The organism is Streptomyces sp. Qhu_M48 (assembly GCF_051305195.1).
Lineage (GTDB): Bacteria > Actinomycetota > Actinomycetes > Streptomycetales > Streptomycetaceae > Streptomyces.
Genome location: NZ_CP195432.1, coordinates 14590 through 26902 on the forward strand (window position 1 = coordinate 14590; position 12313 = coordinate 26902).

Annotated in this window: 13 protein-coding genes; 7 read left to right on the plus strand and 6 right to left on the minus strand. The window is 70.0% G+C overall.

Going from position 1 to position 12313, the window contains the following annotated elements; all coding sequences use genetic code 11:
* Positions 1 to 138 precede the first annotated feature (138 nt).
* Positions 139 to 1023: a Yip1 family protein gene (locus ACRRSS_RS00080; RefSeq protein ID WP_435969213.1), complete on the minus strand. Its 885-nt coding sequence runs from the start codon at positions 1021 to 1023 to the stop codon at positions 139 to 141.
* A gap of 175 nt (positions 1024 to 1198) precedes the next feature.
* Here ACRRSS_RS00080 and ACRRSS_RS00085 point away from each other — a divergent pair, with 175 nt between their 5' ends.
* Complete coding sequence (locus ACRRSS_RS00085) at positions 1199 to 1924, plus strand: hypothetical protein (RefSeq protein WP_435969214.1); 726 nt, start codon at positions 1199 to 1201, stop codon at positions 1922 to 1924.
* 57 nt (positions 1925 to 1981) lie between these two features.
* On the opposite strand, the gene ACRRSS_RS00090 is transcribed toward ACRRSS_RS00085, so the two are convergent.
* The gene (locus ACRRSS_RS00090; protein WP_435969215.1) at positions 1982 to 4261 is read right to left on the minus strand and encodes a (Fe-S)-binding protein; all 2280 of its coding nucleotides are present in this window, start codon (positions 4259 to 4261) and stop codon (positions 1982 to 1984) included.
* A gap of 107 nt (positions 4262 to 4368) precedes the next feature.
* Positions 4369 to 4857 carry a sugar transferase gene (locus ACRRSS_RS00095; RefSeq protein WP_351895106.1) on the minus strand — a complete coding sequence of 163 codons (489 nt, stop codon included), beginning with the start codon at positions 4855 to 4857 and terminating at the stop codon, positions 4369 to 4371.
* A 292-nt stretch (positions 4858 to 5149) separates the two neighbouring features.
* On the opposite strand from ACRRSS_RS00095, the gene dnaK reads away from it, so the two are divergent.
* From dnaK to ACRRSS_RS00115, 4 genes are all read left to right on the plus strand, one after another.
* Positions 5150 to 6994, plus strand: coding sequence for a molecular chaperone DnaK (gene dnaK, locus ACRRSS_RS00100; RefSeq protein WP_435969216.1), 1845 nt, complete (start codon positions 5150 to 5152; stop codon positions 6992 to 6994).
* A complete protein-coding gene (gene grpE / locus ACRRSS_RS00105) occupies positions 6994 to 7644 on the plus strand; it encodes a nucleotide exchange factor GrpE (protein WP_435969217.1) in 651 nt (216 codons plus the stop codon). Before dnaK ends, grpE begins: the two co-directional genes overlap by 1 nt.
* Positions 7645 to 7737: 93 nt before the next feature.
* Positions 7738 to 8922, plus strand: coding sequence for a molecular chaperone DnaJ (dnaJ, locus tag ACRRSS_RS00110; protein ID WP_435969218.1), 1185 nt, complete (start codon positions 7738 to 7740; stop codon positions 8920 to 8922).
* 4 nt (positions 8923 to 8926) lie between these two features.
* Positions 8927 to 9370, plus strand: coding sequence for a heat shock protein transcriptional repressor HspR (locus tag ACRRSS_RS00115; RefSeq protein ID WP_435969219.1), 444 nt, complete (start codon positions 8927 to 8929; stop codon positions 9368 to 9370).
* 102 nt (positions 9371 to 9472) lie between these two features.
* Here ACRRSS_RS00115 and ACRRSS_RS00120 read toward each other — a convergent pair whose 3' ends face one another.
* A complete protein-coding gene (locus ACRRSS_RS00120) occupies positions 9473 to 9946 on the minus strand; it encodes a hypothetical protein (protein WP_435969220.1) in 474 nt (157 codons plus the stop codon).
* Between the two features lie 28 nt (positions 9947 to 9974).
* The gene (locus tag ACRRSS_RS00125) at positions 9975 to 10979 is read right to left on the minus strand and encodes a helix-turn-helix transcriptional regulator (protein ID WP_351895116.1); all 1005 of its coding nucleotides are present in this window, start codon (positions 10977 to 10979) and stop codon (positions 9975 to 9977) included.
* 107 nt (positions 10980 to 11086) lie between these two features.
* Between ACRRSS_RS00125 and ACRRSS_RS00130 the strand changes: the two genes are divergently transcribed.
* A complete protein-coding gene (locus ACRRSS_RS00130) occupies positions 11087 to 11386 on the plus strand; it encodes a hypothetical protein (protein WP_435969221.1) in 300 nt (99 codons plus the stop codon).
* Positions 11383 to 11703 carry a hypothetical protein gene (locus ACRRSS_RS00135; protein ID WP_024755935.1) on the plus strand — a complete coding sequence of 107 codons (321 nt, stop codon included), beginning with the start codon at positions 11383 to 11385 and terminating at the stop codon, positions 11701 to 11703. The genes ACRRSS_RS00130 and ACRRSS_RS00135 overlap by 4 nt, the downstream gene beginning before the upstream one ends.
* Positions 11704 to 11890: 187 nt before the next feature.
* Here the strand turns inward: ACRRSS_RS00135 and ACRRSS_RS00140 are convergent, their stop codons facing one another.
* Positions 11891 to 12295: a pyridoxamine 5'-phosphate oxidase family protein gene (locus ACRRSS_RS00140; RefSeq protein WP_435969222.1), complete on the minus strand. Its 405-nt coding sequence runs from the start codon at positions 12293 to 12295 to the stop codon at positions 11891 to 11893.
* Positions 12296 to 12313 lie beyond the last annotated feature (18 nt).

Below are 12313 nucleotides of genomic sequence, written 5' to 3' on the forward strand. Positions count from 1 at the left end.
TCATCTAGTCCATTTGCCATGGTCGGTCGAGCCGCCCGTGGTCAAGCGCGAGGGTCAGGTCCTCGACGCCTGAGCCCGTCCCGGACATGGGAAGAGGGCCCCGCCGTGTGCCGGCGGGGCCCTCTTCGTCGTCCGTCCCTACAGCATGCCCAGCTTGATCAGGCTCAGCAGGGCCACCAGCTGGATCGCCGACGCGCCCAGCGCCTTCGGCCACGGCAGGTCGTGCGAGCGGCTCACCATGACGGTGAAGAGCGCTCCGGCCGCCAGCCAGGTCAGCCAGCCGATCACCTGGACGAGGCCGTTCTCGCCGCCCAGGAAGACGGCGAAGACCAGCCGGGGCGCGTCCGTGATCGACATGATCAGCATCGACAGGCCCACCGTCGGCTGCCAGGCCCCGTCGCCGCCGAGCTGGCGCGCGAGCGTGTGCGTCACCGCGCCCAGGATCAGCCCGCCGACGACGAAGCCGAGGGCGGTCATCAGGACGTACGGGATCGCCGTCGAGAGGGTCGCGTCGATGGCCTCGTCGCGCGCCTTGTCGAAGCCGAAGATGGCGAGGAGCCCGTACAGGAAGGTGACGATCAGCGCCGGGCCCCAGACGGCGTGGTCCCGCATCCGCAGGAACGTGTCCGCCGGGCGCAGCACGATGCCGCTCAGGAGCGCCTTCCACGGCAGCCGGGGGCCCGTGGGGACGGGGGCGGCGCCGGGCCGGTGGGTCGAGGCGTCGCCGTAGGGGTCGTCGACGCTGAACATCTGGGTGTGGCCCGGGTTGTTCGCCGTCGCCGCCTGCGGGTGCTGCGGGCCGCCGTGCGGCTCGCCGAAGTACTCCGGCTCCCCGTAGGACTGCTGCTGCCCGCCGCTCTGCTGCTGCCCGTACGGGGCCGGGCCCTGGCCCGGGCCCTGCTGGGGCCACTGCTGCTGCGGGTACGGCGGCGGGGCCGCGTTGTACCCGTACGGCGCCTGCTGCGGTTGTTGGTGCTGCGGGGGGCGGTTGTCCCGGCCGCGTCCGTTCCTGAATCCAGCCACGTCGTCGAACGTACCCGCTTCCGCCGCGCGGGCGCTCCTCGGGCCGGTGCTTGCCACTGAGCTGTGACATCCCCTAGGGGGAAAGGCCGGGCGTTCGTTACAAATCCGACGTATCGCCTCAATGTCGTACTCGTAGCTTCGGAGATGTCAGCGACCCGAGCAAGGAGCCCTTCCGATGCGTGTCACCCGTCGTTCCACCCGTACCGCCGCCGTCGCCACCGGGGCTGTCGCCGCCCTCCTCCTGCCGGCCGCCGGAGCCTTCGCCGCCGACGGGCCGGACCGGGTTCCGGGGGCCGGTGCCACGAGCGGCCAGTCCGTCTTCTGGCGGAACGTCGATCTCGCGGACGGCTCCCTCGCCAAGGTCTACCAGGACGGTCCCGGCCGCTTCTCCGCCGAGATCTACGCCGACGGGTCCCTGATCGGCACCCTCACCAGCACCGACGGGCAGCCCGTCCACGGGCGGAACAACGGGCTCCACGTCGTCCTCCGGCCCGACGGCACCGTCACCTCCTGGATCGAGGACGCCCCAGCCCCGAAGCCGACCCCCGCCCCGAAGCAGAAGCCCGAGCCGGCCCCGAAGCCGGCCCCGAAGCCGGCTCCGAAGCCGGCCCCGGGGCAGGCCTCCGCCGAGGTGACGCTCCCCGACGGGAACACCGCCCGGTTCCACAAGAGCGCGTCCTGGCCCCGTGTCGAGATCAGCCGGCCGAACGGTCACGCCGTCGCCACCCTCGACCTGAGGCACCCGGCCGCCGGCCACCACGGCTGGACGTACAGGCTCGTCGACGCCGGCGGGCACCGGTACGAGCTCGCCGCCATCGACACCCCGAAGCAGGGCGCCGGCAGCTCGGTCTACGACTTCTGGGGCAGGCTCGTGGAGAAGCACGTCGCCAGGAAGGTCTGACGACACGGAAAAGGGCCGCCCCGCGATCTCTCGCGGGGCGGCCCTCTCATGTCCGGGTCAGACGGCCGGCTCCGGCTCCTCGGCCGGTTCCGGCTCGGGGTCGGCCGGGGTCTTCACCGATTCGAGGAGCAGCTGGGCCACGTCCACGACCGTGACGGACTCCTTGGCCTTGCCCTCGTTCTTCTTGCCGTTGACCGAGTCGGTCAGCATGACGAGGCAGAACGGGCAGGCGGTGGAGACGATGTCCGGGTTGAGGGACAGGGCCTCCTCGACGCGCTCGTTGTTGATGCGCTTGCCGATCCGCTCCTCCATCCACATCCGGGCACCACCGGCGCCGCAGCAGAAGCCGCGCTCCTTGTGGCGGTGCATCTCCTGCTGGCGCAGGCCGGGGACGGCGGACATGATCTCGCGCGGCGGCGTGTAGACCTTGTTGTGACGGCCCAGGTAGCACGGGTCGTGGTAGGTGATGAGGCCGTCGACCGGGGTCACCGGGACCAGCTTGCCCTCGTCGATGAGGTGCTGGAGCAGCTGGGTGTGGTGGATGACCTCGTACTCGCCGCCGAGCTGCGGGTACTCGTTGGCGATGGTGTTGAAGCAGTGCGGGCAGGTCGAGACGATCCGCTTCGCCGACTTCGGCTTCTTCGTCGACTCGTCCTCGTCGTCCTCGCCGAACGCCATGTTCAGCATCGCGACGTTCTCCTGGGCGAGCTGCTGGAACAGCGGCTCGTTGCCCAGGCGGCGGGGGGAGTCACCGGTGCACTTCTCGTCGCCGCCCATGATCGCGAACTTGACGCCCGCGATGTTCAGCAGCTCGGCGAAGGCCTTGGTGGTCTTCTTGGCCCGGTCCTCCAGGGCGCCCGCGCAGCCGACCCAGTACAGGTAGTCGTACTCCGAGAGGTCCTCGACGTCCTTGCCGACGATCGGGACCTCGAAGTCGACCTCCTTGGTCCACTCGACGCGCTGCTTCTTCGCCAGGCCCCAGGGGTTGCCCTTCTTCTCCAGGTTCTTGAGCATCGTGCCCGCCTCGGACGGGAACGCGGACTCGATCATCACCTGGTAGCGGCGCATGTCGACGATGTGGTCGATGTGCTCGATGTCGACCGGGCACTGCTCGACGCAGGCGCCGCAGGTGGTGCAGGACCACAGGACGTCGGGGTCGATGACGCCGTTCTCCTCGGCGGTGCCGATGAGGGGGCGCTCGGCCTCGGCGATCGCGGAGGCGGGGACGTCCTTGAGCTGCTCCTCGGTGGCCTTCTCGTTGCCCGACCCCGCGCCGCCAGGCGCTGATGGATCCAGCTTGCCGCCGCCGGCGAGCAGGTACGGGGCCTTGGCGTGCGCGTGGTCGCGCAGCGACATGATGAGGAGCTTGGGGGAGAGCGGCTTGCCGGTGTTCCAGGCGGGGCACTGCGACTGGCAGCGGCCGCACTCGGTGCAGGTGGAGAAGTCGAGGATGCCCTTCCAGGAGAACTGCTCGACCTGGGAGACACCGAAGACGGCGTCCTCGGCCGGGTCCTCCCAGTCGATCTCCTTGCCGGCCGTCGTCATCGGCAGGAGCCCGCCGAGCGCGGTGGAGCCGTCGGCGTTCCGCTTGAACCAGATGTTCGGGAAGCCGAGGAAGCGGTGCCAGGCGACACCCATGTTCGTGTTCAGCGAGACCGTGATCATCCAGGTGAAGGACGTGACGATCTTGAGCGCCGCGACGAAGTAGGTGAGGTGCTGGATCGTGCTCAGGTCGAGGTCGTCGAGCAGCGCGATCAGCGGGTACGAGGCGAAGAAGCCCGGCTCCCAGCTCGTCACGTGGTGCTGGACGCCTTCGAGGGCGCGCAGCGTCATGATGCAGAGGCCGACGATCAGGATGACGGCCTCGACGAAGTAGGCCTGGCCCGTCTTGGAGCCGGCGAAGCGGGACTTGCGGCCCGCCTTGGTCGGCTTGCTGAGCTGCCGGATCACGATGAGGGTCACGATGCCGAGGACCGTCATCAGGCCGAGGAACTCGGTGAAGATCTCGTACGGCAGCCAGTCGCCGATGATCGGGATCAGCCAGTCGGCCTGGAAGAGCTGGCCGAAGGCGTTCACGATCGTGAGGAGCAGCGAGAAGAAGCCCACGGCCACGAACCAGTGCGCGAAGCCGACGATGCCCCAGCGGTTCATCCGGGTGTGGCCGAGGAATTCCTTGACCAGGGTGAGCGTGCGCTGGGTGGGGTCGCCGGTGCGGGTGCCGGCGGGCACGGGCTGCCCGAGACGCACGAACCGGTAGATCTGCACGGTGGCACGGCCGAACAGCGCGACGGCCACCACCGTGATGGCGATCGACACGATGATCGCGGCGAGTTGCATGAGGGGCTCCTCGGGCGGGCCTACTAAGCGGTAACTTATGGAGTCCGTGCTGAGATTACCCGTTCGGGGCCCCGTGCTGTAGCGGAGCTCGCGGTGATCTGTGTCGCTCAGGCAAACCTTGCCGCGCGCCGCCTGCGGACTGCTGGAAGCGTACGCGCCAGGATCGACAGATCCATCCCCAGCCAGTGGTGGTCCACGTAGTGGAGGTCGAGCAGCTCGCGCTCCTCCCACGGCAGGTCCGAGCGTCCGCTGATCTGCCACGGGCCGGTGAGCCCCGGTCGTACGGAGAGCCGACGGCGTCCCTCGCCCGCGCATTCGCGGTGGGAGGGGGTCAGTGGACACGGTCCGACCAGCGACATCCGGCCCCCGACGACGTGCAGCAGCAGCGGCAGGGCGGCCAGCGGGCTCCTCGTGCGGAAGGTGAGCATCGTGAAGGGCCGCCCCCCGAGTCCGGCCACCGTGCGGCGGCGCAGCACGCCCCGGCCGGGGGTGGCCCCGCCGAGCGCGACCGAGAGGGCGACGGCGGCGAGGAGCGGGGACAGTGCGACCAGGAGGGCGAGCCCGCCCACGACGTCGAACGTGCGCTTGGCCGTCATTCCCCACACCCTTCCGAGCGGCGACCGAGGAGCGGGGACACGGGGATCCGTGGACCCGGGACTTGAGAATCATGGGATATTCGTGGGATATGCCTGCTTTGCCCGGCAAGGGGCAACCGGACTCTCTCACGCGTCACCCCGTCCGGTCCGGGATCGACGCGCGCCCGGCCGTGTATGAGTGAGATAAAGGGCGAAGAGTTGAGTCCCCTCCACTCAGGTCTGTTGACTCATCGAGAACCGTCGTGCATCCTTGAGTCAGATCCACTCAAGTACGTCAGCTGGAGGAATCGAAATGGCACGTGCGGTCGGCATCGACCTGGGCACGACTAACTCCGTCGTCAGCGTTCTGGAAGGCGGCGAGCCCACCGTCATCACCAACGCCGAGGGCGCCAGGACCACGCCGTCCGTCGTCGCCTTCGCGAAGAACGGCGAGGTGCTCGTCGGCGAGGTGGCCAAGCGTCAGGCCGTCACCAACGTCGACAGGACCATCCGGTCGGTCAAGCGCCACATGGGCACCGACTGGAAGATCGAGATCGACGGCAAGAACTTCAACCCGCAGCAGATGAGCGCCTTCATCCTGCAGAAGCTGAAGCGCGACGCCGAGGCCTACCTGGGCGAGAAGGTCGTCGACGCGGTCATCACCGTCCCGGCGTACTTCAACGACTCCGAGCGTCAGGCCACCAAGGAGGCCGGTGAGATCGCGGGCCTCAACGTCCTGCGCATCGTCAACGAGCCGACCGCCGCCGCCCTGGCGTACGGCCTCGACAAGGACGACCAGACGATCCTCGTCTTCGACCTCGGTGGCGGCACCTTCGACGTGTCCCTCCTGGAGATCGGCGACGGCGTCGTCGAGGTGAAGGCCACCAACGGTGACAACCACCTCGGTGGTGACGACTGGGACCAGCGCGTCGTCGACTACCTGGTGACCCAGTTCCAGAACGGCCACGGCGTGGACCTGGCCAAGGACAAGATGGCCCTCCAGCGCCTCCGCGAGGCCGCCGAGAAGGCCAAGATCGAGCTGTCCTCCTCCACGGAGACCTCGATCAACCTGCCGTACATCACGGCCTCCGCCGAGGGCCCGCTGCACCTGGACGAGAAGCTCACGCGCGCCCAGTTCCAGCAGCTGACCTCGGACCTGCTCGACCGCTGCAAGGTGCCGTTCCACAACGTCATCAAGGACGCGGGCATCAACCTCTCCGAGATCGACCACGTCGTCCTCGTCGGTGGTTCGACCCGTATGCCGGCCGTCGCCGAGCTCGTCAAGGAGCTGACCGGCGGTCAGGACGCCAACAAGGGCGTCAACCCGGACGAGGTCGTCGCCATCGGCGCCGCCCTGCAGGCCGGTGTGCTCAAGGGTGAGGTCAAGGACGTCCTGCTCCTCGACGTGACCCCGCTGTCCCTCGGCATCGAGACCAAGGGCGGCATCATGACCAAGCTCATCGAGCGCAACACCACGATCCCGACCAAGCGGTCCGAGATCTTCACGACGGCCGAGGACAACCAGCCGTCCGTGCAGATCCAGGTCTACCAGGGCGAGCGCGAGATCGCGGCGTACAACAAGAAGCTCGGCATGTTCGAGCTGACCGGTCTGCCGCCGGCCCCGCGTGGCGTCCCGCAGATCGAGGTCGCCTTCGACATCGACGCCAACGGCATCATGCACGTGACCGCGAAGGACCTGGGCACGGGCAAGGAGCAGAAGATGACCGTCACCGGCGGCTCCTCGCTGCCGAAGGACGAGGTCGACCGGATGCGCCAGGAGGCCGAGCAGTACGCGGACGAGGACCACCGTCGCCGCGAGGCCGCCGAGTCCCGCAACCAGGGCGAGCAGCTCGTCTACCAGACGGAGAAGTTCCTCAAGGACAACGAGGACAAGGTTCCCGGCGACGTCAAGGACGAGGTCGAGGCCGCGCTCGTCGAGCTGAAGGAGAAGCTCAAGGGCGAGGACACCGCCGAGATCCGCACCGCCACCGAGAAGGTCGCGGCCGTCTCCCAGAAGCTCGGCCAGGCGCTGTACGCCGACGCCCAGGGCGCCCAGGCCGCCGGCGGCGACGCCGGTGCCCAGCAGGCCCAGGCCGACGACGACGTCGTCGACGCCGAGATCGTGGACGAGGACAAGCCGAAGGGCGGCGCTGCCTGATGTCGGAGGAGACCCCGGGCTTCGAGGAGAAGCCCGACGTCCCCGCCGACGGCCCGCCCGAGGAGCCCGATACCGCCGCTGCCGCCGCCCCCGCCGACAAGGCGGAGGGGGCGGCCCCGGCCGGGGACGCTACGGACGTAGCCCTGCTGGCGCAGCTGGACCAGACCCGTACGGCGCTCGACGAGCGCACCGCGGACCTCCAGCGGCTCCAGGCCGAGTACCAGAACTACCGCCGCCGCGTGGAGCGGGACCGGGTCACGGTCAAGGAGATCGCCGTCGCCGGCCTCCTGTCCGACCTGCTTCCGGTGCTCGACGACGTCGGCCGGGCCCGGGACCACGGCGAGCTCGTGGGCGGGTTCAAGTCGGTGGCCGAATCGCTGGAGACCGTCGTCGCCAAGATGGGTCTGCAGCAGTTCGGCAAGGAGGGCGAGCCCTTCGACCCGATGATCCACGAGGCCCTGATGCACTCGTACGCGCCGGACGTCACCGAGACGACCTGCGTGGCGATCCTGCAGCCGGGGTACCGGATCGGCGAGCGGACCATCCGGCCCGCCCGCGTGGCCGTCGCCGAGCCCCAGCCGGGCGCGACCCCGGCCAAGGACGAGAGCAAGGCCTCCGACGAGGAGAGCGGTGCCCCCGAAGAGGGGTGACGCGCCGATCCTCGGAGCAGGGGTGACCGCCGGACCCCCGGCGGTCACCGGAGCAGTGACGAACACCGGAGCGGTCCGGAAGGAGGGACGTCGATGAGCACGAAGGACTTCGTCGAGAAGGACTACTACAAGGTTCTCGGCGTCCCCAAGGACGCCACCGACGCCGAGATCAAGAAGGCGTACCGGAAGCTCGCCCGCGAGAACCACCCGGACGCCAACAAGGGCGACACCAGGGCCGAGGAGCGCTTCAAGGAGATCTCCGAGGCCAACGACATCCTCGGCGACCCCAAGAAGCGCAAGGAGTACGACGAGGCCCGCGCCCTCTTCGGGAACGGTGGCTTCAGAGCCGGCGGACCCGGGGCCGGCGGCTCGTTCAACTTCGACCTGGGCGACCTCTTCGGAGGTGGCGCCCAGGGCGGTGCGGGCGGCGGCTTCGGTGGCGGCGGTGGCGGTATCGGGGACGTCTTCGGCGGCCTGTTCAACCGCGGCGCCGGTGCGGGCACCCGTACCCAGCCGCGGCGCGGTCAGGACATCGAGTCCGAGGTGACGCTCAGCTTCACCGAGGCCATCGAGGGCGCGACCGTACCGCTGCGGATGTCCAGCCAGCAGCCGTGCACGGCCTGTTCGGGCACCGGCGACAAGAACGGCACCCCCCGGGTCTGCCCGACCTGCGTCGGCACCGGACAGGTCTCGCGCGGCAGCGGCGGCGGCTTCTCGCTCACCGACCCCTGCGTGGACTGCAAGGGCCGCGGCCTCATCGCCGAGAACCCCTGCGAGGTCTGCAAGGGCAGCGGCCGTGCCAAGTCCTCCCGCACCATGCAGGTCCGCATCCCGGCCGGGGTGAGCGACAACCAGAAGATCCGGCTGCGCGGCAAGGGAGCGCCGGGCGAGCGCGGCGGGCAGAACGGCGACCTGTACGTCGTCGTGCACGTCGACGCCCACCCGGTCTTCGGCCGCAAGGACGACAACCTCACCGTCACCGTGCCGGTCTCCTTCACGGAGGCGGCGCTCGGTGGCGAGGTCAAGGTGCCGACCCTCGGCGGCCCCGCGGTCACCCTGAAGCTGCCCGCGGGCACCCCGAACGGCCGGACCATGCGCGCCCGGGGCAAGGGCGCGGTCCGCAAGGACGGCAGCCGCGGCGACCTCCTCGTGACGGTCGAGATCGCGGTGCCGAAGGAGCTGGACGACAAGGCACGTGACGCCCTGGAGACCTACCGCGAGGCGACCGCCTCCGAGGACCCCCGGGCGGAGCTGTTCCAGGCCGCGAAGGGAGCGTGACCCGGTGGACGGGCGCCGACGCAATCCGTACGAACTGACCGACGAGTCGCCGGTGTACGTCATCTCGGTGGCGGCCCAGCTCTCCGGTCTCCACCCGCAGACCCTGCGGCAGTACGACCGTCTCGGTCTGGTCTCCCCGGACCGCACGGCGGGCCGCGGCCGGCGTTACTCGGCCCGGGACATCGAGCTGCTCCGTCAGGTGCAGCAGCTGTCGCAGGACGAGGGCATCAACCTGGCCGGGATCAAGCGCATCATCGAACTGGAGAACCAGGTCGCGGCGTTGCAGAGCCGGATCGCGGAGCTGTCGTCCGCCGTCGACGGCGCGGCGGCGGCGATGCGGCAGCGCGAGGCCCAGGTGCACGCCTCGTACCGGCGCGACCTGGTGCCGTACCAGGACGTGCAGCAGGCGAGCGCGCTGGTGGTCTGGCGCCCCAAGCGCGGCGAGTAGGACAGAGAAGCGACGAGGCCCCTTCCACGGGTGTGGAAGGGGCCTCGCGCGTGTGCGGTGCGGCCCCGGCTACGGCCTCGCGCATGTCCCGTGCGTCCCCGGCTACGGGATGAGTTCGGCCACGATGTCGCCGAGGGTCTCCCACCAGGGGGCCGCGCCGGTGCCGAACGCGGCGGCCAGCGCGGTGCCGACGGCCCGGTCGAGCGGGGTGGGGTCGACGGCCGGGTCCCAGTCGGCGTCCACCGTGCCGTCCCCCGAGGACTCCAGGGTGCCGAGCGTCCGCCCGTCGCGGGTGAACCGGCTGTCCACGTGGGTGCAGGGGGCGAGGCGGTAGCGGATCCCGTCGACGCGGACGTCCACCCGGTAGGAGCGCCGCAGCAGCCGGCCCCGCGCGGGCCTGAGCCGGGCGGGCTCCCCGTCGACGGTGAGGGCGAGCAGGGCGGGCTTGCGGGTCCCGATGGGGGTGTGGGTGTTCGGGGTGGTTCCGGGGGCCCGTACGAGCTCCACGGTGGGCAGCCCGTGCCCGGAGACCCGAAGGGTCCCGGCGGGCCCGTCGAGGTCGATCTGTATGTACACGGTGGTCGGTTGTCCCGTTCGACGCTGGTCAGTTGTCCTGATCGAGGATGCCCGACTGGGCGATCAGGTAGCCGAGCTGGGCCCGGCTGCCGCTGCCGAGGGTGGCGGCGAGCTTGGCGATGTGGGCGCGGCAGGTGCGGACGTTCATGCCGAGGCGGCGGGCGATGGCCTCGTCGACGTGGCCCTCGACGAGGAGTTTGGCGATGGAGCGCTGGACGCCGCCGATGCCGTCCACGGACGGGCTGTAGGGGATCTCCTCCTCCCAGGGCACCCCGTGCAGCCAGAACTGGTCGAAGACGCCCACGAGGTACTGGACGAGGCCCTCGTGGCGCAGTTCGAGGGCGACCTGGCGGTCGCTGCGGGCGGGCACGAAGGCGACCTTGCGGTCGACGATGATCAGCCGGTCGACGATCTCTTCGAGGGTGCGCAGTTCCAGCCCGTAGGGGGCGACGCGCTCGACGTAGGCGAGGGTGGCCGGATGGTGGCGGGCGGTGTGCTGGTAGAGCGTGCGCATCCGGACACCGCGGTCGAGGAGCGGCTCCATGCGGCGCAGGGCGGCTTCCAGGGTCTCGGGGCGGCGGCCGCTGCCGGGCTGGATGGTGAGGAGCTCCACGGTGCACTCGTTGATGACGCGGTCCAGCGTGGCGTTGATGACGCTGAGGCCTTCGAGGACGGTGATCGCCTGGGTGGCCGAGGGGTCCTGGGTGTGGATGGCGAGGAACGGCTCGAACGCGTCGGCCAGGGCGATGGCGTGCTGGCGCCGCGCCTGTATCTCCTGCTCGATGGGGTGGATGAGCTGGTTGAGCGCGATCGAGGGCGGGATCGGATGGAGCCACTGGCTGTCGTCCGGATCCGGGTGCAGGAGGGACAGTTCCTTCAGGCAGGGGGCGGCCTCGGCCTCGGAACGGGCGATTCGACCCGTGCGGAGCGCGTTCGCGTACAGCTCCTTGCCCACGTCGCATAGTTCACCGTGACTGTGGTTATGACCTGACACGTCACATTCGAGCCTCATTTGCACCCCCCTCAGGGTCATGAATTACAGGAACATGATGCCCGGCTTGGCTGGTGGAAAGGAGCGTGAGTGAGCCATCGTCTAAGACGCGGGGGGGAGGTAGTGATCAAAAGAGGTGGAGATCGGCCATGACCAGGATGGTTCGTGCACTTAGCGCCATAGCCGTTGCGGCGGCTGCTCTCGGTGTGCTCGCGCTCGACGGCGAGCCCTCGTGGGAGAGTCACCCGGCGCACTCGGTGGTGGCGGGGCCGGACGAGCCCTCGTGGGAGACCGCTCCGGGACACGACGTGCTCGCCCGTCCCGAGCCCTCGTGGGAGGTCGCCCCCGTCCGGAGCGAGCCCTCGTGGGAGACCGCCGCGGGGCGTGCCGTGCTCGCCGGCCCCGGGGAGCCGTCCTGGGAGTTCGCCACCAAGGGTGCGGGAGCGTGAGCGTCCCGCCAGATGACCGCCGGTTCCGCCGGGAGATGGCTTCGGCCTACCGATCCGGCTGGCACTTCGTCGACCTCGCGACCGCCATCCCCCACCGTGGCGACGCGCTGAAGGTCACCCTCTTCGGAGAGCCCATCGTCGTGGCACGGGAGCAGGACGAGGACGTCCGCGCCTACCGCTGCCTGCGCCGCCCCCGGGGCGCACCACAGCCGATCCGCTGTGCCATCCGGTACGGCATGATCTTCGTCAACCTCGACCAGCGGGACCACCAGCTGATCGAGCCCGAGACCATCACCGCCACCCCCCGCAGTGCCTGAGCGATTCCCCCGTCGTTGTAGATCGCTCCGGCACTTCCCCCACACAGCGGCGCCATCGCGGACCTGAAACGCGATGGCGCCGCTGTGCTGCCCGGACTCGTCCCGTACGCGGGGGTCCGGGCTTTCCCGCTCTCCGTACGGGAGTGCTCCAGGTCGTGCCGGACGCGAGGGGCTTTCCCGTACGGGGTCAGGCGCGGCCCATCGCCCGGGTGAGGGTGATCTCGATGACGACCCGGTCCGGGTTGGGCGCCGGTGTGCGTCCGTAGCGCTCCGCGTAGCGCGCCACCGCGTCCTCGACGACCTCCGCCTCCGTACGGATGCGGGCGACGCCCTCCAGGGTGGCCCAGCGCCCCTTGTCGACCTGGCAGACGGCGACCCGCGCGCCCTCGGTGCCCGCCGCCAGGACGTTGGCCACCTTCCGGCTGTGCTTGTTGGTGATGACCCGCGCGTACCCGTTCTCGGGGTCGTACGTGACGCCCACCGCCACGACGTGCGGGGTGCCGTCCGGGCGCGGGGTGGTCAGGGTGCTCATGTGGTACTCGCGCCAGAAGCCGAGGTACGAGTCGGTGGGGTTCTTCGGGTCGGTGGCCATGCCCCGGAAACTACCCGG